This is a genomic window from Bradyrhizobium sp. AS23.2 (assembly GCF_001908185.1).
In the GTDB taxonomy this organism is placed as follows: domain Bacteria; phylum Pseudomonadota; class Alphaproteobacteria; order Rhizobiales; family Xanthobacteraceae; genus Bradyrhizobium.
Genome location: NZ_LGHM01000013.1, coordinates 49,728 through 70,202 on the forward strand (window position 1 = coordinate 49,728; position 20,475 = coordinate 70,202).

At 65.2% G+C, this 20,475-nt stretch carries 20 protein-coding genes; 7 read left to right on the forward strand and 13 right to left on the reverse strand.

Going from position 1 to position 20,475, the window contains the following annotated elements; all coding sequences use genetic code 11:
* Positions 1-161: 161 nt before the first annotated feature.
* On the reverse strand, positions 162-1,055 hold the full coding sequence (gene prmC / locus AC630_RS02680; RefSeq protein WP_074116939.1) for a peptide chain release factor N(5)-glutamine methyltransferase: 894 nt from the start codon (positions 1,053-1,055) through the stop codon (positions 162-164).
* Between the two features lie 90 nt (positions 1,056-1,145).
* Here prmC and AC630_RS02685 point away from each other — a divergent pair, with 90 nt between their 5' ends.
* Complete coding sequence (locus AC630_RS02685) at positions 1,146-1,571, forward strand: HIT family protein (protein ID WP_074116940.1); 426 nt, start codon at positions 1,146-1,148, stop codon at positions 1,569-1,571.
* 197 nt (positions 1,572-1,768) lie between these two features.
* On the opposite strand, the gene AC630_RS02690 is transcribed toward AC630_RS02685, so the two are convergent.
* The 5 genes from AC630_RS02690 to AC630_RS02710 form a co-directional block, all read right to left on the reverse strand.
* A complete protein-coding gene (locus tag AC630_RS02690; protein ID WP_074116941.1) occupies positions 1,769-2,713 on the reverse strand; it encodes a DUF5996 family protein in 945 nt (314 codons plus the stop codon).
* A gap of 160 nt (positions 2,714-2,873) precedes the next feature.
* Positions 2,874-3,572, reverse strand: a complete 699-nt coding sequence (locus AC630_RS02695) for an ABC transporter ATP-binding protein (protein ID WP_074116942.1) — start codon at positions 3,570-3,572, stop codon at positions 2,874-2,876.
* Positions 3,569-5,416: a branched-chain amino acid ABC transporter ATP-binding protein/permease gene (locus tag AC630_RS02700; protein ID WP_074116943.1), complete on the reverse strand. Its 1,848-nt coding sequence runs from the start codon at positions 5,414-5,416 to the stop codon at positions 3,569-3,571. Before AC630_RS02700 ends, AC630_RS02695 begins: the two co-directional genes overlap by 4 nt.
* Before the next feature lie 11 nt (positions 5,417-5,427).
* On the reverse strand, positions 5,428-6,303 hold the full coding sequence (locus AC630_RS02705; protein ID WP_074116944.1) for a branched-chain amino acid ABC transporter permease: 876 nt from the start codon (positions 6,301-6,303) through the stop codon (positions 5,428-5,430).
* 97 nt (positions 6,304-6,400) lie between these two features.
* Positions 6,401-7,747, reverse strand: a complete 1,347-nt coding sequence (locus tag AC630_RS02710) for a substrate-binding protein (protein ID WP_074116945.1) — start codon at positions 7,745-7,747, stop codon at positions 6,401-6,403.
* A 346-nt stretch (positions 7,748-8,093) separates the two neighbouring features.
* On the opposite strand from AC630_RS02710, the gene AC630_RS02715 reads away from it, so the two are divergent.
* Together AC630_RS02715 and AC630_RS02720 are read left to right on the forward strand one after the other, a co-directional pair.
* Complete coding sequence (locus tag AC630_RS02715; protein WP_245330238.1) at positions 8,094-8,618, forward strand: hypothetical protein; 525 nt, start codon at positions 8,094-8,096, stop codon at positions 8,616-8,618.
* Between the two features lie 122 nt (positions 8,619-8,740).
* Entirely contained in the window at positions 8,741-9,238 is a 498-nt protein-coding gene (locus AC630_RS02720; RefSeq protein ID WP_074116946.1) for a MarR family winged helix-turn-helix transcriptional regulator, read from the forward strand.
* A 10-nt stretch (positions 9,239-9,248) separates the two neighbouring features.
* Here AC630_RS02720 and prfA read toward each other — a convergent pair whose 3' ends face one another.
* The 3 genes from prfA to AC630_RS02735 all read right to left on the reverse strand — a co-directional run bounded on the left by prfA (position 9,249) and on the right by AC630_RS02735 (position 14,205).
* Positions 9,249-10,334, reverse strand: coding sequence for a peptide chain release factor 1 (gene prfA, locus AC630_RS02725; protein WP_074116947.1), 1,086 nt, complete (start codon positions 10,332-10,334; stop codon positions 9,249-9,251).
* Between the two features lie 59 nt (positions 10,335-10,393).
* On the reverse strand, positions 10,394-12,661 hold the full coding sequence (gene ptsP / locus AC630_RS02730) for a phosphoenolpyruvate--protein phosphotransferase (protein WP_074116948.1): 2,268 nt from the start codon (positions 12,659-12,661) through the stop codon (positions 10,394-10,396).
* Positions 12,662-12,948: 287 nt separating this feature from the next.
* Entirely contained in the window at positions 12,949-14,205 is a 1,257-nt protein-coding gene (locus tag AC630_RS02735; protein ID WP_074116949.1) for an aspartate kinase, read from the reverse strand.
* A 150-nt stretch (positions 14,206-14,355) separates the two neighbouring features.
* On the opposite strand from AC630_RS02735, the gene AC630_RS02740 reads away from it, so the two are divergent.
* From AC630_RS02740 to AC630_RS02750, 3 genes are all read left to right on the forward strand, one after another.
* The gene (locus AC630_RS02740; RefSeq protein ID WP_074116950.1) at positions 14,356-14,823 is read left to right on the forward strand and encodes a PH domain-containing protein; all 468 of its coding nucleotides are present in this window, start codon (positions 14,356-14,358) and stop codon (positions 14,821-14,823) included.
* A gap of 14 nt (positions 14,824-14,837) precedes the next feature.
* Positions 14,838-15,611: a bifunctional 2-polyprenyl-6-hydroxyphenol methylase/3-demethylubiquinol 3-O-methyltransferase UbiG gene (gene ubiG / locus AC630_RS02745; protein ID WP_074116951.1), complete on the forward strand. Its 774-nt coding sequence runs from the start codon at positions 14,838-14,840 to the stop codon at positions 15,609-15,611.
* Positions 15,612-15,878: 267 nt separating this feature from the next.
* Complete coding sequence (locus AC630_RS02750) at positions 15,879-16,778, forward strand: EamA family transporter (protein ID WP_074116952.1); 900 nt, start codon at positions 15,879-15,881, stop codon at positions 16,776-16,778.
* A gap of 134 nt (positions 16,779-16,912) precedes the next feature.
* Here AC630_RS02750 and AC630_RS02755 read toward each other — a convergent pair whose 3' ends face one another.
* From AC630_RS02755 to AC630_RS02770, 4 genes are read right to left on the reverse strand one after another with little or no spacing between them, the layout of a single operon-like run.
* Positions 16,913-17,395: a DUF1178 family protein gene (locus AC630_RS02755; RefSeq protein WP_074116953.1), complete on the reverse strand. Its 483-nt coding sequence runs from the start codon at positions 17,393-17,395 to the stop codon at positions 16,913-16,915.
* A complete protein-coding gene (locus AC630_RS02760; RefSeq protein ID WP_074116954.1) occupies positions 17,392-18,270 on the reverse strand; it encodes a carbon-nitrogen hydrolase family protein in 879 nt (292 codons plus the stop codon). Before AC630_RS02760 ends, AC630_RS02755 begins: the two co-directional genes overlap by 4 nt.
* A complete protein-coding gene (gene grxC, locus AC630_RS02765; RefSeq protein WP_074116955.1) occupies positions 18,267-18,542 on the reverse strand; it encodes a glutaredoxin 3 in 276 nt (91 codons plus the stop codon). The genes AC630_RS02760 and grxC overlap by 4 nt, the downstream gene beginning before the upstream one ends.
* A gap of 35 nt (positions 18,543-18,577) precedes the next feature.
* The gene (locus tag AC630_RS02770) at positions 18,578-19,387 is read right to left on the reverse strand and encodes a ComF family protein (protein WP_074116956.1); all 810 of its coding nucleotides are present in this window, start codon (positions 19,385-19,387) and stop codon (positions 18,578-18,580) included.
* 160 nt (positions 19,388-19,547) lie between these two features.
* Here AC630_RS02770 and AC630_RS02775 point away from each other — a divergent pair, with 160 nt between their 5' ends.
* Positions 19,548-20,417: a methyltransferase domain-containing protein gene (locus tag AC630_RS02775; RefSeq protein WP_074116957.1), complete on the forward strand. Its 870-nt coding sequence runs from the start codon at positions 19,548-19,550 to the stop codon at positions 20,415-20,417.
* The last annotated feature ends 58 nt before the right edge of the window (positions 20,418-20,475 follow it).

Below are 20,475 nucleotides of genomic sequence, written 5' to 3' on the forward strand. Positions count from 1 at the left end.
GCTCAACAGGACCTGCGGCTTGGAACCTTCAAATCAGTAAAGCTCTCGCCCGAGAGCCCGGCTTTCACCCGTAGGTCTACGGGGCCGGTACCGATGTGTTGACCGGAACGTAGTCGTTCCGACGGGATATTCCAAGAGGTTTTTACAGGCCAATCCGGCTTTTATGGGGGCATTTTTCGGGCCGAAACGGCCCGCAGGATGCCCGCCAGATCGGCGCTGGGTGGCCTGTCCACTGTTAACGCGGCGGCCGCCATCAAGGTTTCGATATCGCGGGCCTGCCCCTGTCCGGCCTCGACGATCAGGGCCCCGCCGGGCGCGAGCCGTTCGGCCGCCTGCGGAATCAGGGCGCGATAGGCGTCATAGCCATCATTGCCGCCGTCGAGCGCCAGATGCGGATCGTGCTCGCGCACCTCGATGCTCAGTTTCGGAATTTCCCCTGAGGGAATATAGGGCGGGTTCGACACGATGAGATCGAACGGGCCACGAAGCGCTGCCGCATAGGAGCAGGCGACGAAGCCGGCGCGGTCGGCGAGGCCGAGCGCAGCCGCGTTGTCGCGCGCGGTTTCGAGTGCCGTCAGGCTGACATCGGTGCCGACGCCGAACGCCTCGGGAATCTCGTGCAGCAGTGCGAGCAGGATGGCGCCCGATCCGACGCCGATATCAGCGATCCGCGGGCGCCGCCCGGATATCGTGAGCCCGCGAAAAATCTCGAGCGCCAGCTCGACCACGGTCTCGGTGTCCGGTCGCGGCACCAGCGTCGCCTCGGACAGGCGGAACGGCAGGCCCCAGAATTCCCGCGCGCCGAGAATGCGCGCGACCGGCTCATGCGCAAGCCGGCGCTGCGCATATCCTTCGAGCCGCGCGGCCTCCTCGGGCGTGAGTTGCCGCGCCGCCTGCGTGACCATGCCGGTCAGATCGAGCTCCAGCGCGGCGCCGACGAGCAGGCGCGCATCGAGGGCGGCCTCCTCGAGGCCGGCCGATTGCAGCCGCGCGGTGAGGGCGCGCCGCGCGCTCTCGATGCTGTTTCCGGAATCGCCTGTCGCCAATGGAGCCATCCTGCCTGGCATCGTGGATAGATCGGCGGCATTGCTTGCGTCAACGGAAAGGAGCGCGTTTGATCGCACCTCGCGGCGAAGGAGGCATCCATGACGGCTTATGACGATCAGAACGTCTTCGCAAAGATCCTGCGCGGCGAGATTCCCTGCTTCGAGGTGTTCAGGGACGACCGCAGCTTCGCCTTCCTCGACATCATGCCGCGCTCGCCCGGGCACACGCTGGTCGTTCCCCGGGCGCCGGCGCGCGGCATCCTGGACATAGCGGATGACGATCTTGCTGCGGTCGCCCGGACCGCGAAGCGGATTGCGATTGCTGCGATGAAGGCGTTCGATGCCGAGGGCATTATCCTCCAGCAGTTCAGCGAGCGGGCCAGCGGGCAGGTGGTCTTTCACCTGCACATGCACGTCATGCCGGTCAGGGCCGGCGTCGAACTGCTGCCGGCGCAGACGCGCAAGGAAGAGATGGCGGTGCTCGCTGAACAGGCCAAACGGATGATTGCGGCACTTGGTGGCTGAACTTGGCGTCTGACTAGACCATGTACCATAGTGCGTGAGTCAGGCACGGCTGAAGTCTGCTTGTCTGCCATTAGGCGCCGAATAGCGAACGTCGCCGGAGGTAGAGCTGTTGCGACCCATCATCGCTACAAACTCGAGATTGACGAGTGCAGCTTCGCTCCACCCAAACTACCAGCCAGCGATCTTTCCTCGAACCTTCATGATTTCTTGTTCAGGGGGCGGGGTCGAAGAGGGTAGCCAATCGGACATTCGAGCGCGGCATGATCCCAGCGTCCGGTATCAGCTGCCGCCCGATAGGTGCTTTGCAGAAACGCCATGAGCGTCGCCTCCGGCTCGCTCGATTTTCGCACAAGATCGTAGGGCAGGAGATATTCGCCGAGCTTCTGATCGAAGTATGCGCCCGCCGGCATTACCTGTTCGTCAGCAAAGCCATTCGGGGTGGGATAGGCATAGGAGTAGAAAGCCGCAAAGTCTGTACCACCTCCGCCCGGCCAAAAGCCGGCGGATGAGACCTCGTCGCTGTAGGCCTCGCGGGTCACAACGTCCGGCAAACCCGGGACGCCACCCGGGTGAAGCGGAGCGGGACGCCCAGAGAAGCGCGTCACCGCGAGATCGAAGCTGCCCCAGAAGAGATGGACCGGACTGACCTTCCCGGTGAACCCCGTCCGAAACCGATAGAACACTCCGTTGATCGCGACGAGGGCGCTGAAGAACCGCCTCACGGCGTCTGCGTCGTAGGGCCTGATTTGGCGGTCCTCCCTGAACGGGATCGGATCTGGGACTTCACTGGGCCGAGCGTCGAATTCTGGTGTTCCGCCGAGATGTCTTACCAAATCACAGAACCGGGCGTGAAATTCGGCGACGGACATTCGCCCGAGCGGCATTTCAGCCCGGCACCCATCAGCTGCCTCTCCGATCAGGACATGACGGGAGAGATCGAAGACGATCTCGATACCTGATGCGTCTGGAATCAGCGAAGTCGTGAGCCCGCGTGCATTCACGTAGAAGGTCGCGTGCCAGGAATGGTTGACCCACGCCGTTCTCGCGAGCCTATACTTGCCGACAATCTGGCAATACAAATGAAGCGCGGAGCAGGTTTCGCGCCATGCCTCGAAGGGGATCTCCGGCCAGACCGCGCTCATAGCGTTTCCTCCCTTATGTTCGGTTCGGCTTGGGCAAGACCTCGCCTCGGCTACAGGCGACCCTGTGTCCGCTTTGGGCACAAGGCGACGTTCCGGGGCGGGGGCCGCGTGTCCGCTTTACCCTCGAAAGCAAACATCCCGGATTTTATGGGTACACGCCCTAGACGCCAAGGTAGCGCTGGAGCAATTCCGGCTGGGCCTTGAGCTCCTGCGCCGGGCCCTCGTGCACGATGTGGCCATTGTTGATGATGTAGATCCGCCTCGCCAGCGCCAGCGTCGCCGCCAGGTTCTGCTCGACCAGCACGATGGTCTGGCCGGCGGCCGCGAGCTCGCGGCAGGCCTTGACGAGATCGTGGACGATGACGGGGGCAAGCCCCTCGAACGGCTCGTCCAGCAGCACGATCTTGGGATCCCGCACCAGCGCCCGCGCGATCGCGAGCATCTGCTGCTCGCCGCCGGAGAGCTCGGTGCCGCGGTTGTTGCGCCGCTCCTTGAGCCGCGGAAACATCTCGTAGATGCGGCCGAGCGGCCAGCGCTTCGGCGCGGTGATCCCGGCGAGGACGATGTTCTCCTCCACCGACAGGCTGCCGAAGATGCGGCGCTCCTCGTGCACGAGCTGCATTCCCGCCTGCGCGATCTTGTGGCTCCTGCGTCCGGCGATGTCGATGCCGTCGAACTTCACGGTGCCGCTGCGCGGCGTCACGACACCCATCAGGCTTTTCAGTGTCGTGCTCTTGCCGGCGCCGTTGCGGCCGAGCAGCGCCACCACCTCGTGACGCTCGACGTGCATGGCGACGTCGAACAGGATGTGGGAATCCCCGTAGTAGCTGTTCAGGCCGTTGACCTCGATCAGGCTCATGCGGCGATCTCTCCGTGCACGCCGCCGAGATAGGCTTCCTGCACTGCGGCGTTGGTCCTGATTTCCTCCGGCGTGCCGTCGAGCAGCACCCGGCCCTCCTGCAGCACGGTCACGCGCTCGACCAGCTCGAACAGCGAATCCATGTCGTGGTCGATGATGATCATGGTGCGGCCGCGCGCGATCGATTTGAGCAGTCTGACGGTCTCGACCCGTTCGCGGGGGCTCATGCCGGCGAGCGGCTCGTCGAGCAGCAGCAGGCGCGGCGAGGTGGCGAGCGCAAGCCCAATCTCCAGCCTGCGCTTCTCGCCATAGGCGAGCTCGGCGACCTGCGTGTCGGCACGGCCTGTCAGGTTGACCAGCGCGAGCGTGTGCTCCACCTGCTCCGTCAGGCCCTTGACGCCTGGGAGCTTGCGGAACAGATCGAGCCGGAACTTTCCGCGCAGCTCGGCGAGCGCTGCGATCGTCAGGTTCTGCCGCACCGTCAGTCCGGTGAAGAGCTGGTTGACCTGGTAGCTCTTGGTGAGTCCGAGCTGGCAAACCTCGGTGACCCTCAATCCCGTGATGTCCCGTCCCTCGAACACGATCTGGCCCGAGGTCGGCGGAATCTCGCAGGTCAGCATCTTGAAGAAGGTCGATTTGCCGGCGCCGTTGGGGCCGATGATCCCGCGCAGCTCGCCCTGATTGACGCTGAAATCGATGTCGCTGTTGGCGACGAGACCGCCATAGCGCTTGGTGAGGCCGGTGGCTTTCAGGATCGGACCGGAATAGGCGGGGTGCTCGACCTGCTTGGCCAGCATCGGCGCCGGAGCAGGTTGTCGCGCGGCCTCGGCGTCCGCGGCCTGTTGCTCCGCTTCCGCATCCTTCCGCGCCCGTTTGCCGGACACAAGACGATAGAGGTCCGCAAGACCGCCGACGATGCCGCCGCGCAGGAAGCAGACCAGCAGCACGAACACCACGCCCAGCACGAGCTTCCAGGTCGCTCCCAGGTCGAGTGCTGCCTGCAGAAAATCCTGAAGGAAGAGCCAGACGGCCGCGCCGACGAGCGGTCCGAACAGCGTGCCTCGACCACCAATGGCGGTCTGCATCACGAGCTGGCCGGAGGTGTCGAAGGTGAAGGCGTCGGGCGGCATGAAGGCCTGGAGCACGCCGAGCAGGCCGCCGGCGAAGCCCGCGTAAGCCGCGGCGATCACGAAGGCGGTCAGCTTGTAGCCGTGGATGTTGTGGCCGACCGCAGTGGCGCGCAGCGGATTGTCCCTGACAGCGCTGAGGATGGCGCCGACCGGGGAGCGCACGATCCTGAGCGCGATGATGACGCCGACGAAGTAGCACAGCGCGATGAACTGATAGAGCGACCAGCCGTCGGTGAAGTGAATGGTGGTGAAGCCGAGATTGAAGCTCGGCATCGGCACGCCAGGCAGGCCGTTCTCGCCGCCGGTGAAATCCGAGAGCGGATTGAACTCGACGAAGAAGAACACCTCCGCGATCGCCACGGTGATCATAGCGAAGTAGATGCCGGTGCGGCGCAGCGCGATCAGGCCGACCAGATAGCCGGTCGCAGCTGCCGCGATCATGCCGATGATCAGCGCGCCCAGCACGTTGCCGAAGCCGGCGCGGGTCAGGAGGTAAGCGGCGACGAAGCCGCCGGTGCCGTAGAAGGCGGACTGGCCGAACGACAACAGGCCGGTGAAGCCGAACAGGATGTCGAAGCCGAGACCGAACAGGCCCCAGACCAGGATCCGGTTCACCGTGTTCGGCGCGAAGCCGAGATGAGGCAGCACGAAGGGAGCCACGATCAGCCCGATGGCCGTCAGTGTCTCGATCAGGTACGGGCGTTGCTTGAGCATCAGGGGATCACTTATTCGCGGCCCTGCACGCCGAGCAGGCCATGCGGTCGCACCACGAGCACGAGCGTCATCGCCGCAAACAGCATCGCATAGGCGTAGCCGGGGTTGAACATGGAGGTGATGCTGATGATCTCGCCGGCGATCAGGCCGCCCAGGATGGCGCCTGGGAACGAGCCGACGCCGCCGATCACCACCACCACGAAGGTCTCGACGAGGATGTCGTCGCCAACGCCCGGCGTCAGCGAGACCACCGGCGCATTGATGATGCCGGCAAAGCCCGCAGCCATCGCGCCGATGCCGAACACGACCATGAAGACGCGGTAGACGTTGATGCCGAGCGAATCCACCATGACGGAATCCTCGATGCCGGCACGCACGATCATGCCGAGGCGGGTCCGGTAGAGAACGAGGAACAGCGCACTGAGCGCGATCGCGACGATGCCCACCACGGCGAGGCGGTAGGTCGGATAGTACATGAAGCCGAGATTGGTGATGCCCTGGAACAGCGCCGGCGGCGGAACGATCTGCGACTGGCTCGAGAAGATCAGGCGCACGACCTCGACGAAGCAGATGCCGAGCCCGAAGGTCACGAGCAGCTGATCCTCGTGCGGGCGATGATAGAAATGGCGGATGATGACGCGTTCCATCAGAACGCCGAGCAGCATCACGAACAGGGAGCCGGCGATGACGGCAACAGTGAACGAACCCGTATACTGGTATGCGACGAAGCCGGCATAGCCGCCGATCATGAACATCGCGCCATGCGCGAGGTTGAGCACGCCGAGCGTGCCGTAAATGATGGTCAGGCCGGAGCTGATCAGTGCGAGCAGTGCGCCGAGCGCGAGCCCGTTGAAGAGTTGAGAAACGAGATTGGGCCAACTAATCATGCAATGATCGCGGTTGCGACGCGCGCGAGCTGCGTCAAAAAAGGTGACGCCGCAGGAGCAGGAAGCGACCTACGGCGTCACAGGGGTTAGCTCGGGCTCAGGTGTAGTCGCCGAGATGGCAGCCGAAGGCGTCCGGCTTCTGCATCAGGCCTTCACCCGGGACGATCTCGACGACGTCGTACCAGTCTTCCTTGTTCTTCATGTCCTTTTGCTGCTTGCCCTTCACGATGATCACCGGACGGACGCACTGATGGTCCTCGGGCCGGTAATGCACGTCGCCGACCAGGGAGGGCAGGGTCTCGCCCTTCTCATAGGCCTTGATCACGTCGGGCGGATCGAAGCTGCCGGCCTCCTCGCACATGCGGGCCCAGTGCGCGAAGCTGACATAGGCATTCTCCGCGCCCCATTCCGGCTTGTAGCCGTACTTCTTCTCGAAGGCCGCGTTGAACATTTTGGCCAGCGGGAACTTGTCCTCGATCGTCCACCAATAGTCGGTGGCGGCGTAGACGCCCTGCATCAGGCCGCCGGTCTCGCGCGCGATGAAGGGCACCTGGTAGGGGACGACCAGCTTCATCTTGTCGAGCACGCCGAACTGCTTGGCCTGCTGGGTCGACAGCACCGCGTCGTGGCCCCAGTTGACGTTGATCAGCACGTCGGCGCCGGAATTCGCGACGTTCAGCAGGTATGAGGAATAGTCGGGCGCGCCGAGCGGCGCGACCTGGTTGGTCGCGGTGGTCCAGCCGGTAGTCGCGAGGAAGTCCTGCATCGACTTGGTGACGGTGTGGCCGTAGGTGTAGTCCGGCGTGAGGTAGGCCGCCTTTTTGTTCTTGCCGAACTCCTTCACCATCACCGGTCCGATCGCCGCGGCTGCGGTCTGGCCGAAGAAGTTCTGGCGGAAGCCGTAGCGAACGCAGTCCTTGCCGGTGGTGTCGTTCGAGCCGGAGATGCCGCACACGAACAGCACGTGCTCGCGCTGGGCCAGCTTGTTCAGCGCGACCGCAACGGCGCTCGACGTGCCGCCGGTGATCATGATGGCCTTGTTCTCGCTGACGAAGCGCTGCTGCGCCTGCACCGCCTCGTTGGGCTTGGCCGCGGAATCCGCAACGCCGAACGTCAGTTCCTTGCCGAGCACGCCCTTGCTGGTCTTCGGCGAGATCTTCTTGATCAGCTCGTGACCTTCGTTGATGTGCTCGATCGCGAGCTGATAGCCCTTGAGCTCGTCTTCGCCCTGCACGGCATAGGTTCCGGTGCGCGGCACGGAGATTCCGATGAAGGCGGAGGAACCAGAAACGCCCGCGGGGTAGGTGCCGATCGCCGCCTTGTCCTCGGCAAATGCCGGCATCGCGGGCAGCATCGAGCCGCCAATGATGCCTGCGGTGCTCTGGAGCAGGCCGCGGCGTGAGATGCCGCGGCCGAGGCCACGGCGGATGAGATTGTCAGTCATGGTCGTTTCCTCCGAACATCGGTCTTGTTTCTTAGGGCCAAACACGACCTGTCCGGCGGCAGACGGCTTCGCTTGGCCTGTTGCGCCGGGCACGTCACATCCGCGTGTAACTCTTGGTCGTAAGCATTGCTTGTGAAGACCTTCTGTCAATTTCGCCTTTGGTCGAACGACGAAAATTATGTCGTGAAAACATATCGGATCACGATATATATTAGTCTTTGTGAGTACGAGGCTGACGGATTCGGCGAGAGAAATGGCGCGGCAGACGACAGTGGCGGGTGCCCGGAAACAACAAGCCTGGCCGCAAGAGGCGGAGAGGCAAGAGGCCGGGTGGCCTGCGGGTGAGGTGAACGACCAACGCGCGCCGCCGCAGTCCGGCGATGCCTCCCGCATGCCCGAGCCGCGCAGCCGGCCTGCCGGCTGGCGCGGGCCGACCACAGGTTCCCTTCAGACGAAGCGTGCGCCCGGCCCGATGAAGAAGCTGAGTGTGCGCGCCCAGAATGTTCTGAAGGAACTCGCAGTCGAACTTGCCGGCGAACAGCCGCCGAAGGGGACGTGGTCGCCCTCGCGCGAGCTGCTGCTGGCGCTGACGGCCGAGCGCCTCGCGACCGCACGCAACTGCGGACCACACACGATGCGGGAGATCATCGACTGGGCGCAGGGCTGCGGCGTCACCATCAAGCCCGTGATCCGGCGCGGCGGCTCGCTGTCGGAGATGTGGACGGAATTGATCGCAAATGCGTCGGCAGGTGCCTTGACCAGCGCCGAGATCGTCAGCGCGCTCCAGCGCTCGATCCGGCGGAAGAGCGTCCGCATCCCGATCGCGTTTCAGGTCATCCTGGTGAAGATCCTGCTGTCGAGCTTCGAATAGGCCGCTCTCGAGGCGCCGATAAATGTGCATCCGCGGCGCACGTTGGTTGGCTCCACGTGTCCTTCCTTGCTAGTCTCGATAGCCGCCCGCTGCACCGGTGGGCTCGACGTCGAAGGCAGGGAATGGCTCAACCGAAGCGGAAGACGACACGCCCGGCGCGTGCGGTGCCCTCAAAAGGCGGTGCGATGCGCGAGGCCGATTATGCGGCGCTTGCGCAGTTCCGCTACCAGCTGCGCACCTTCCTGGCATTCAGCGAGGCCGCGGCCCAGCGGGCCGGGTTGACGCCGCAGCAGCACCAGGCGTTGCTGGCGATCAAGGGATTGGCCGACAGTAACGGTGCCAGCGTCGGCGACATCGCGCGCTTCCTCCTGATCCGGCACCATACTGCCGTCGAGCTGGTGGATCGCATGGCGAAGCTGAAGCTGATCGGCCGGGAGGCCGATCCCGGGGATGCGAGACGTGTCCTGGTCAAGCTGACGGCCAAGGGCGAGCAGAGGCTGCGATCCCTCTCGCGCATTCATCTGCAGGAGCTGAGTGCTGCTGCTCCCGCCCTGGGCAAGATCCTGCGATCGTTTCGGGCCAAGAGCGCTGAAGAAGACGCGCTGAACAAGACGCGCTAAGGCGCGGGATCTAAGCCGCCGCGCCTTGCGCGGCGAGCTGCGCGGCCTGGTGCTCGGTGGTCAGCGCGTCGATCAATTCGCCCAGCGCTTCGCCCGCGATGACCTGCGGCAGCTTGTAGAGCGTCAGATTGATGCGGTGATCGGTGACGCGCCCTTGCGGGAAGTTGTAGGTGCGGATGCGCTCGCTGCGGTCGCCGGAGCCGACCTTCTCCTTGCGCTCAGCCGAGCGTGCGGCGTCGACGCGCTGCCGCTCGGCGTCGTAGATGCGCGAGCGCAGGATGTTCATGGCGGAGGCGCGGTTCTTATGCTGCGAGCGGCTGTCCTGCATCATCACGACGATGCCGGTCGGGATGTGGGTGATGCGGATCGCCGATTCCGTCTTGTTGACGTGCTGGCCGCCGGCGCCCTGCGCGCGCATGGTCTCGATGCGCAGGTCGTCGTTCTTGATGTCGACGTCGACATCCTCGACCTCGGGCAGCACGGCCACCGTCGCGGCCGAGGTGTGGATGCGTCCCTGCGTTTCCGTGTCGGGCACGCGCTGCACACGGTGCACGCCGGACTCGAACTTCAGCTTGGAGAATGCGCCGCGGCCCTGCACCTCCGCGATGATTTCCTTGTAGCCGCCGACGGTGCCTTCGCTCGCGGAGATCACCTCGACCTTCCAGCCCTGCAAGCTCGCGAAGCGCTCGTACATCCGGAACAGGTCGCCGGCGAACAATGACGCCTCGTCGCCGCCGGTGCCGGCGCGGATTTCCAGCACCACGTTGCGGTCGTCCATCGCATCCTTGGGCAGCAGCGCGACGCGAATCTTCTGGACCAGATCCTCGATCCTGGGCGTCAGCTCCTCGCGTTCGGCTTCCGCCATGCTGCGCATCTCGGCATCCGTTGCGGGATCGGCGATCAGCGCCTCGGTGTCGGCGAGTTCTTTGACGGCAGAGCGATAAGCCTTCACTGCCTCGATCAGCGGCGTGATCTCGGCGAGCTCGCGGGTGATCTGGACGTAGCGCTCAGAGGCGAGCTGGCCGAGCGATTCTGCCTCCAGAGAGGCGTGATGCGCGAGCAGGACGTCCAGTTTGGCTTCGGGGAGTGACAACATAGGTTCAGTCTCAAATGGGCGGAAGGAGGCGAGGCGGCGGGAAGCGGGCGACAGGCCCGCTACAAAGCCAGGCCTTCGGCCTCGGCAAATTCCGTCAGCTTCTGCCGGATCGAGACGCTGCCGGCGGGCGCGTCCAGCAACGGGCCGAGCATCGCTTCGGCCTTCTTCGCATCGAGATCGATCACCATCGCCTTGACCGGGCCGAGCGCGGTCGCCGAGAGCGACAGCGAGCGATAGCCCATCGCGATCAGGGCGAGCGCTCCGATCGGCTTGGAGGCCATCTCGCCGCAGAGCGAGAGCGATTTCTTCGCCGCGTTGGACTTGCGCGCGATCTCGCGCAGCACGCGCAGAATCGGCGCCGACATGGTGTCGAAGCGCTCGGAGACCTTGGCATTGCCGCGGTCAACCGCGAACAGGAACTGGAACAGGTCATTGGAGCCGACCGAGATGAAGTCGACCTTCTTCAGGAGCTCGTCGAGCTGATAGAGCAGCGCCGGCACCTCGACCATGGTGCCGATGTCGATCCGCTCCGGCAGCGTGTGCCCGTGCTGGCGCAGATAGGTGAGCTCGCGCTCGACCAGCGCCTTTGCGGCGTCGAATTCGGCGACCTCGGAGATCATCGGGAACATGATGCGCAGCGCGCGGCCGCCGCCGGCGCGCAGCAGCGCGCGGATCTGGCCGCGCAAAAGGCCGGGACGGTCGAGCCCGAGCCGGATCGCGCGCCAGCCGAGCGCGGGATTCTCCTCGATCACCGCTTCCATGTAGGGCAGCGCCTTGTCGCCGCCGATGTCGAGGGTGCGGAAGGTGACGGGCTTGGAGCCCGCGGCATCGAGCACGGTCCGATAGAGCGCGAGCTGGTCGCTGGTGCGCGGCAGGCTCTGGCCGACCATGAACTGCAGCTCGGTGCGGAACAGACCGATACCGGCGCTGCCGGTGTCCTCGATGTGCGGCAGGTCGATCGCAAGACCCGCGTTGATCATCAGCTCGACCTTCTGGCCGTCCTTGGTGACGCAGGGCCGGTCGCGCAGCGCCAGGTACTGTGCCTGGCGGCGGGCGCGGAAGCGCACGCGCTCGGCAAAGGCCGCCTCAATCTCCTGCGACGGGCGCACATAGATCGAGCCCGACGTGCCGTCGACGATGATGGCATCGCCGGGGTCCGCAATGCCCGGTGCGTTCGGTACCTCGCCGACCGCGGGAATGCCGAGCGCCCGTGCCACGATCGAGACATGGGAATTGGCGGTGCCTTCCTCCAGCACGATGCCGCGCAGACGCTTGCGGTCGTAGTCGAGCAGCGCCGCCGGACCCATCGCGCGCGCGATGACAATCGCATTGTCGGGCAGTTGCTCGCGCGAGGGGGCGTGGTCCTGGCCGACCAGCTGCCGCATCAGGCGGTAGCCGAGATCCTCGAGATCGTGCAGCCGGTCGCGCAAATAGGGATCGGTCGAGCGCAACATGCGCGCGCGGGTGTCGGACTGCACGCGCTCGACGGCGGCTTCCGCGGTGAGGCCGGTGGCGACCGCCTCATGCAGCTTGTGCGACCAGCCCTGGTCGTTGGCGAACATGCGGTAGGCTTCCAGCACATCGCGATGCTCGCCGCCTTCAGCGACGTCGCCGCGTTCCAGCATGCGGTCGAGATCGGCGCGCAACTTGGCGAGCGCGGTGTCGAGCCGCTTGATTTCCTTCGGAAGGTCCTCGGCGATGTAGTCCTTGATGACGACGCGCGGCTCATGCAGCACGACATGGCCGAGCGCGATGCCTTCCGACAGGATCGCACCGACCTTCTGCGCGGAATGGCGCGCGGCAGGCTCCAGGCCCGGCTGTGCCAGCGCGGACAGTTCGCCGGATGCGATCAGCTCTGCCAGCACCATCGCGGTGGTCTGCAGCGCCTCGAGCTCCTCCTCGACATAGTTGCGCTTGGCGCGGTTCTGCACCACCAGCACGCCAAGCGTGTTGCCGGCGCGCAGGATCGGCACGCCGAGGAAGGAGTGATAGATCTCTTCGCCGGTTTCCGGGCGGAACGAGAAGGCCGGGTGGTTCTGGGCATCGCTCAAATTGAGCGGGGTCGCCTCACTGGCGACGAGGCCGACCAGGCCCTCATGGGCGCTCAGCACGGTGTGGTGCACCGCCTCGCGGTTGAGACCTTCGGTGGCGTAGAGCTCGAGCGTGTTGTCGATGCGCAGCACATAGACCGAGCACACCTCGGCCACCATGTTGGCGGCGATCAGCACCACGATCTTGTCCAGCCGCTCCTGGGCCGAGACCTGCTCCGCCATGGTTTCGCGGAGCCGTCTCAACAAGACTCGGGGACCTCCCGACGCGCTCCGCATGTGCCGTCAATCTCCTCCGTCTGCCTGGCCCGGCGGTATCGGCCGGCGGCTGGCCCAAAACTCCAGAAAAACAAACAATTTGTTTGTCCGGCGCAGGCGCAAGTCCAAATCTGTCTCGATTTGGCGCTTGCGCCGAATCAGCGCCGCCTGAACTGGGACACAGTCTGCGGCAGCCCACCCTCTTCGCCGTATAGCGAATTGAGGCTTGTTTTGCCAAGCAAAACGCCTGCCAAACGCGAAGGTGTGTACACCTTCGCGTTTGCTGCGACCGCTAAGAGAAAATTCGTCTAAACCTGATCGAGACCGTAGAGCGTGTGCAGGGTGCGCACCGCGAGCTCGGTATAGGCCGTGTCGATCAAGACCGAGAATTTGATCTCGGAGGTTGTAATGGCCCGGATGTTGATATTCCGTCCGGCGAGAGCCGAAAACGCCTGGGCGGCGACGCCGGCATGGCTCCGCATGCCGCTGCCGATCACCGAGATCTTGGCGACGTCGGTGGCGGTGTCGAGCCGTGCATAGCCGATCTTGGCCTTGGCGGCGGTGATCGTCTCCTTGGCGCGGGTGTAGTCCGCGGCCGGCACCGTGAAGGTGAGGTCGGTGGTCTTGCCGTCCTCGGAGACGTTCTGCACGATCATGTCGACGTTGATGTTGGCATCCGCCAGCGGGCCGAAGATCGATGCCGCAACGCCGGGCTTGTCCTCGATCTGGCGCACCGAGATCTGGGCCTCGTCCTTCGAAAAGGCGATGCCGGTGACGACGTGGCTTTCCATGATCTCCTCCTCGCTGCAGATCAGCGTGCCGGGCGGCTGGTTGGCATGCGGGTCGATATCCTCGGGCTTGTCGAAGCTGGAGCGGACGAAGATCGGCATGTTGTGGACCATGCCGAGTTCCACCGAGCGGACCTGGAGCACTTTTGCGCCCTGGGAAGCCAGTTCCAGCATGTCTTCGAACGCGATCTTGTGGAGCCTCTTGGCCTTCGGCACGATTCGCGGGTCGGTGGTGTAGACGCCGTCGACGTCGGTGTAGATGTCGCAGCGATCGGCCTTGACGGCAGCGGCGATCGCGACGGCCGAGGTGTCCGAGCCGCCGCGGCCGAGCGTGGTGATGCGGTTCGTCTCGGGATTGATGCCCTGGAAGCCGGCGATGACCGCGACCTCCTTGCGCTCCTGGAAGCGCTTGATGATCTCGCTGCCGTCGATGTCCTCGATCCGGGCCGAGGCGTGGGCGTCGCTGGTCTTGATCGGGATCTGCCAGCCCTGCCACGAGCGGGCCTGGATGCCCATGCCCTGAAGCACGATGGCCAGCAGGCCCGAGGTCACCTGTTCGCCGGAGGCGACGACGGCGTCGTATTCGCGCGCGTCGTGCATCGGCGAGGCCTCGGTGCACCAGGCCACCAGCTCGTTGGTTTTGCCGGACATCGCAGAGACGACCACGGCCACTTCATGGCCGGCGTCGACCTCACGCTTCACATGGCGTGCAACGTTGCGGATACGTTCGATGTTGGCGACGGACGTGCCGCCGAATTTCATCACGAGGCGGCTCATGACGACGCGTGCATTCCCTCATAAGGATAAGTATGGTGACCCGCGCGAGGCGATGCTGCGGATATCCGACCGCGCGTATACAGAGGGGCGGGGCCGGGGGCAAGCGGGTTCCTGCGGGGGCCCATTCCGGGCAATGGGTTAATCGAGGTTATGGCGCGCTATATTGACGAGATCCTGCAGCCCGGCGAGCGGGTGCTGTATTCGACCAATGCGCACTGGATCTTCCATTTTCCGGCCATCGTGGCCTGGATCGCGGCCCTGGTCCTGTTCGTGGCCTCCCGCCGGATCGATGTCTACAGCATCATGATCCTGTGCCTGTACGGCTCCGGCCTGGTGGCGCTGGTCGCCCTGTACTGGACCGTCAAGGGCTGGTTCCATCGCTGGACCACCGAGACCGACGTCACCAACCTCAGGGTTGTACACAAGACCGGGTTCATCAAGCGCCGCACCTTCGAGATGGCGCTGGACAAGGTCGAGAGCGTCGATGTCGACCAGTCGATTCCTGGACGTATTCTCAACTACGGCGACGTGACGATTCGCGGCGTCGGCGAGGGGATCGAGACGATCAGGACCATCGCCTCGCCGCTCGCCTTCCGTAGTTCGATCACCACGCGGTAGGGCCGCGCCACTTCATGAGCATGCAGCAAGATACTTCCGCAACCGCAAGCACCCCGCCGGGCTCGACCGTAGACGCCGCCGAGATCGCGAAATTCTCCAAGCTCTCGGCAGAGTGGTGGGACCCCAAGGGCAAGATGGCCCCGCTGCACCGGATCAACCCGCTGCGGCTCGGCTACATCCGCGACGCCGCCTGCCGCAAGTTCGAGCGCAACGTGCGCAGCCTCAACTGCCTCGGCGGCCTGCGCGTGCTCGACATCGGCTGCGGTGCCGGCCTGTTATGCGAGCCGCTGTCGCGGCTGGGGGCGCAGGTCATCGGCGTCGATCCGTCGGCGAGCAACATCGCAGCGGCGAAGCTGCATGCCGACAAGGGCCATCTTGCGATCGACTATCGCTGCACCACGGTGGAGGAGATCGATCCGCGCGAGCGTTTCGATATCGTGCTGGCGATGGAGGTGGTCGAGCACGTCGCAGACGTCGGCATTTTCCTGAAGCGCTGCGCGTCGATGCTGAAGCCGAACGGGCTGATGGTGGTCTCGACGCTGAACCGGAACTGGAAGAGCTTTGCGCTCGCCATCGTCGGTGCCGAATACGTCCTGCGCTGGCTGCCGCGTGGCACCCACGAATGGAACAAGTTCGTCACCCCCGACGAGCTGACAAAATATCTGCTCGACAACCGCCTCGTCATCACCGAGCAGACCGGCGTCGTTTACAGCCCCTTCGCCGACAAATGGACTCTCTCCTCCGACATGGACGTGAACTACATGGTCGTGGCGGAAGGCATGGTGTGAGGGGGGTGAGCTGTTCCTTCACAGACGGTGTCGTCCCTGCGAACGCAGGGACCCATAGCGCGGAATCTATCGGTAGTGCATGGTCGTGGACGTGCGGGTTGGCAGCCTCCGCATAACTGCTCCCTGGGGTTATGGGTCCCTGCGTTCGCAGGGACGACAGGGAGTTTGTGGCGCGGGCATCGCTCCCATGACATCCGCGAGGTTGACCGCGTGGGCGGCAACTTGCAGGTTGGCCGCAATCTCTCCTGCTCTGGCACTCCCCACCCCATGCTCACCGTCACCAGCCTCTGGATTCCCTTCACGGTCATTGCTGCGCTCGGGCAGGTCGCGCGCAACGCGATGCAGCGATCGCTGACGAAGCCGCTGGGGACCTGGGGCGCGACCAATATCCGCTTCCTGTTCGGCTTCCCGTTCTCGCTGCTATTCCTGGGTGTGGTGCTGGTCGTCTCCGGCGATCACCTCAGTATGCCGCCGACGATGTTCTGGCCGTGGCTGCTGTTAGGGGCGCTCAGCCAGATCGTCGCGACCGGCCTGATGCTGCTTGCGATGAACGACCGCTCCTTCGTGGTGACGACGGCATACCTGAAGACCGAGGCGATCCAGACCGCGATCTTCGGCTTCGTCTTTCTCGGCGATCACCTCACCTGGCTCAAGGTGCTGGCAATCGTAATCGCGACCGTCGGCGTCGTCATCACCGCGCTCCGGCCCGGCGGCGAAAAGAGTTTTGCCGAGCTGAAGCCGACCATCACGGGGCTCGTCGCCGCGGCGGCATTCGCGCTCTCAGCGGTCGGCTTCCGCGGCGCCATCATCACGGTGCCGAACGTGTCCTTCGTGACGGCCTCGTCCTTGACGCTGGTGCTCGGCCTGTTCGTGCAGACGCTGGTGCTGACGATCTATCTGGTGTGGCGTGCGCCGAAGATCCTGCAGGCGATCCTGGGCCTGTGGAAGCCGTCGGTGCTTGCCGGCTTCATTGGCGCCTTCGCGTCGCAGTTCTGGTTCCTCGCCTTCGCGCTGACGGCCGCCGCCAATGTCCGCACGCTCGCCTTGATCGAGGTGCTGTTCGCGCAAGGAGTGGCCTATTACTCGCTCAAGCAGCCGATCGCGCCGCGCGAGATCTTCGGCATCGCGCTGATCGTGGTCGGCGTGGCCCTGCTGGTGGGGGTCTAGCTGGCTGTCATTCCTGGGCGCCTAAGGGCTATGGCGCGCAATTGCGCGCCTGAGAATCTCGAGATCCCCCGATGCGCAATTGCGCATCTGAGGTCTGGTCCTTCGGCCCATCCCGAGATGACGCGCTTCGCGCGTCAGTTCCGGTCTTCCGGCAGCGTCGGCAGCGGCGACACCTCGATGCCCTCGTCGATCAGCGACTTCGCCTCTTCGGGCGAGGCCTCGCCGTAGATCGGGCGGTGCTCCTTGTCGCCGTAATGCATCGCGCGGGCTTCGTTCGCAAAACGCTCGCCGACATTGTCGGCGTTCTTGACGATGTGGTCGCGCAATTCCTTCAGCTTGGCGCGCAGCTCACGCTCCTGCGCCATCATCAGCGAGGTCGATCCTGACGGCGCAGCCTCGGGCGCGGCGGTCGTGGCCGGCTCCGGCGGCGGTGTTGCGCGTCCGCGGCCCTTTTTGCCGACGATGCGCGGGGCCATGATCGCCTTGTCGACCTTGGCCGAACCGCAGATCGGGCAGGTCACGAGCTTGCGCTTCACCTGCGAATCATAAGCCGACGAGCTCTGGAACCAGCTTTCGAATTCGTGGTCGTGGTCGCAGCGGAGCGCGTAACGGATCATGCCGATCCCCGTACGAGTTGCAGATGGTCCGGCCCCGCCTTGGGGTCGGCGACGCCGAAGCGGCGGCCGTGCTGGAGCGAGGGGATTGCCCGCCGCGCCGTCTCGACCTTGGCCGGATCGATCTTGGCCATGATGATGCCGGGCTCGACATCGCCCTCGGCGAGGATCTCGCCCCAGGGATCGATGACCAGCGAATGGCCGTAGGTCTCGCGCTTGTTCTCGTGCAGGCCGGCCTGCGCCGCGGCGAACACGAAGCAACCGGTCTCGATCGCGCGCGCGCGCAGCAGCACGTGCCAATGCGCCTCGCCGGTCTTGCGGGTGAACGCCGACGGCACCGTGAGGAAGGACGCGCCGCTCTCGGCCAGCGCGCGGTAGAGCGCAGGGAAGCGCACGTCGTAGCAGATCGTCAGGCCGACGCGCCCCCACGGCAGGTCGGAGATAACAGCCGTCTCGCCCGGCTGGTAATTGGCGGACTCGCGATAGCTCTCGCCGTCCGGCAGCTCGATGTCGAACATGTGGATCTTGTCGTAGCTCGCGAGCACATCGCCCTCGGGCCCGATCAGGAAGGAGCGGTTGACCGCCTTCTCCGGCGAGAAGCGCAGCGCCAGCGAGCCGACATGGATATGAATCCCGAGTTCCGCCGCGAGCGCCCTGTATGCCTTCAGTGACTTGTCGTCCTTTTCGCTCTGCAGATGCTCGAACAGCGCCTTGCGGTTGAGCTGCATCATGTTGCTGACTTCGGGCGTCTGCACGTAGTCCGCACCATTTGCCGCAGCCTGCCGGATCAGCCTGGTGGCCTGCTCGAGGCTCGGCTCGGGCATCAGGCCGGTGCGCATCTGCACCATGGCGGCGGTGAAGGTCCGATTCTCGCTCATGACACGGCCTTCACGCTTCCAAGCATGCCATCGAGCTTGCCTTCGCGGTCGAGGGAATAGAGGTTGTCGCAGCCGCCGATATGGGTTCCGCCGATCCAGATCTGCGGGAAGGTCGAGCCTTCACCGGCGCGGTCGTACATCTCTTCGCGCCAGGACGGGTTCTTGGCGATGTCGAACTCCGTGAAGGTCGCCTTCTTGCGGGTCAGGAGCGATTTGGCGGCGGAACAATAGCCACAGCCCGGCCTCGTGTAGATCTCGACAGCAGCGGTCATGTCCTCTGGCGCTCTCATGTCATGAATTCATTGAACTATATGGGACGGGGGCCGCTCTCGACAACCCGGGCGAAGACCAGCACGTCGACCTGGGCCACTTTGGCGCGGAGCAAGGCCCGCGCGCAGGCATCCAGCGTCGCGCCCGAGGTCAGGACGTCGTCGATCAGGACGATCCGGCGGCCCTGGACCTCGGCCTGACGGTCGGGGGATACCTGGAATGCGCCCTGCACATTGGTGGCCCGCTGGGCCCGCGACAGGCCGATCTGCTGCTCGGTGGCGCGCACCCGGCGCAGCACCTCGCCACGTACCTTCACCCCGCTCTGCCGTTCTATGACGCGCGCCAGCGCGCCGGACTGGTTGTAGCGGCGGCGCCAGGCCCTTCGCCAATGCAGGGGAACGGGGATCAGCATGTCGGCGCGGGTGAGCAGCTCGCCCCCCGCGCGCGCCATCCAGCGGCCCATGGCCGGCGCGAGATCGGTACGGTCCTGGTATTTCAGCGCATGCACCAGTGTGCGCGCGACGTCGTCATAGCGCACCGCTGCGCGTGCCCGCTGGTAGGCCGGTGGGCTTGCGATTGCCTCCATCGACAGCATGTCGGGGCCGGGATCATAGACGAAGGGAATGCCGAGCCGCGGGCAATAGGGCCGTTCGATGAACGACAGCCGCGCCCAGCAGGCCGCGCAAACCCCCTCGCCATCGACCGGTTCGCGGCAGGACACGCACAGCGTCGGCAGCGCGATGTCGAGTGCGAGCTGGGCTGCCCTCGTCAGGACATGACGGCCAGCCGTCCATGCCGCACGCAGAGGCGCGGAGATGGAACGGGCAGGGGCGCTTTCAGCTTCCATTGGGAGAGGCTAGCGCTACGGGATGACCTGCTCAAGCCACGCCTCGGTCTCGTGCCCCGGCTCTGCGGAGCGTCACCATAGCGCGTTGAAGACGCGCGTGATCGCGCTTTCGGTGCCGCACCGCGTCCGGGACACGAGAGAGGAGATTGCAATAGCCGGCATGATCGGCGTAACCAGCGGAATGGCTCAGAACGCGCAAACCCCGCCCGCCCTGTTCGATCGCGCGTTGCTGCATGCGCGGCAGCAACGGGCACGTGCGCAGGGCGAGGTGACCTTCCTGCTCGATCGCGTCGCCGAGGACATGTCCGACCGGCTGGCCGCGGTGATGCGGGAGTTTCACGCGCCTGTTGATATCTGGACCCCCGGCGACGGCCTCGCGGAGTTGCGCGCGCGACTGCCTTCCATCCAGCGGATCGCGCTCGATGTGTTCGGCGATGAGAAGTTACCCTTCGCATCCGAAAGCCTCGACCTCGTCGTCTCGGCGCTGGCGCTGCAATTCGTCAACGACCTGCCCGGCGTGCTCGCGCAAATCCGTCGCGCCTTGAGGCCAGATGGGCTGCTGCTCGCCGCGATGATCGGCGGCGACAGCCTGACCGAGCTGCGCCAGGCCTTCGCCGCGGCCGAAGCCGAATGCGAGGGCGGCGTTTCGCCGCGCGTGGCGCCGTTCGCTGATCTGCGTGACATCGGCGCGCTGTTGCAGCGGGCAGGCTTCGCGCTACCGGTCACCGACGTCGATCGCGTCGTGGTGCGCTACGCCAACGCTTTCGCGCTGATGCAGGATCTCCGCCGCATGGGCGCGGCCAATGTGCTGATCGAGCGGCGCCGCACACCGAGCCGGCGCGCGACGCTGCTGCGGATGGCCGAAATCTACGCCGAGCGCTTCGCCGACGCCGACGGCCGCATTCGCGCGACGTTCGACATCATTTGGCTCTCCGGCTGGGCGCCGCATGCAAGCCAGCAGCAGCCGCTGAAGCCGGGGTCGGCGAAAGCGAGCCTGGCGGAGGCGGTGAAGAAGGCGGGGAAAGAGTGACGTGTGTCCCGGACGCGCTGCAGCGTTCTTACGCTGCTGCGCAGAGCCGGGACCAGTT

Bases quoted from the DNA above. Each gene is read 5' to 3' on its own strand.
- prmC (WP_074116939.1), bottom strand. From the start codon at position 1,055: ATGGCTCCATTGGCGACAGGCGATTCCGGAAACAGCATCGAGAGCGCG.
- AC630_RS02685 (WP_074116940.1), top strand. From the start codon at position 1,146: ATGACGGCTTATGACGATCAGAACGTCTTCGCAAAGATCCTGCGCGGC.
- AC630_RS02690 (WP_074116941.1), bottom strand. From the start codon at position 2,713: ATGAGCGCGGTCTGGCCGGAGATCCCCTTCGAGGCATGGCGCGAAACC.
- AC630_RS02695 (WP_074116942.1), bottom strand. From the start codon at position 3,572: ATGAGCCTGATCGAGGTCAACGGCCTGAACAGCTACTACGGGGATTCC.
- AC630_RS02700 (WP_074116943.1), bottom strand. From the start codon at position 5,416: ATGCTCAAGCAACGCCCGTACCTGATCGAGACACTGACGGCCATCGGG.
- AC630_RS02705 (WP_074116944.1), bottom strand. From the start codon at position 6,303: ATGATTAGTTGGCCCAATCTCGTTTCTCAACTCTTCAACGGGCTCGCG.
- AC630_RS02710 (WP_074116945.1), bottom strand. From the start codon at position 7,747: ATGACTGACAATCTCATCCGCCGTGGCCTCGGCCGCGGCATCTCACGC.
- AC630_RS02720 (WP_074116946.1), top strand. From the start codon at position 8,741: ATGGCTCAACCGAAGCGGAAGACGACACGCCCGGCGCGTGCGGTGCCC.
- prfA (WP_074116947.1), bottom strand. From the start codon at position 10,334: ATGTTGTCACTCCCCGAAGCCAAACTGGACGTCCTGCTCGCGCATCAC.
- ptsP (WP_074116948.1), bottom strand. From the start codon at position 12,661: ATGCGGAGCGCGTCGGGAGGTCCCCGAGTCTTGTTGAGACGGCTCCGC.
- AC630_RS02735 (WP_074116949.1), bottom strand. From the start codon at position 14,205: ATGAGCCGCCTCGTGATGAAATTCGGCGGCACGTCCGTCGCCAACATC.
- AC630_RS02740 (WP_074116950.1), top strand. From the start codon at position 14,356: ATGGCGCGCTATATTGACGAGATCCTGCAGCCCGGCGAGCGGGTGCTG.
- ubiG (WP_074116951.1), top strand. From the start codon at position 14,838: ATGAGCATGCAGCAAGATACTTCCGCAACCGCAAGCACCCCGCCGGGC.
- AC630_RS02750 (WP_074116952.1), top strand. From the start codon at position 15,879: ATGCTCACCGTCACCAGCCTCTGGATTCCCTTCACGGTCATTGCTGCG.
- AC630_RS02755 (WP_074116953.1), bottom strand. From the start codon at position 17,395: ATGATCCGTTACGCGCTCCGCTGCGACCACGACCACGAATTCGAAAGC.
- AC630_RS02760 (WP_074116954.1), bottom strand. From the start codon at position 18,270: ATGAGCGAGAATCGGACCTTCACCGCCGCCATGGTGCAGATGCGCACC.
- grxC (WP_074116955.1), bottom strand. From the start codon at position 18,542: ATGACCGCTGCTGTCGAGATCTACACGAGGCCGGGCTGTGGCTATTGT.
- AC630_RS02770 (WP_074116956.1), bottom strand. From the start codon at position 19,387: ATGGAAGCTGAAAGCGCCCCTGCCCGTTCCATCTCCGCGCCTCTGCGT.
- AC630_RS02775 (WP_074116957.1), top strand. From the start codon at position 19,548: ATGATCGGCGTAACCAGCGGAATGGCTCAGAACGCGCAAACCCCGCCC.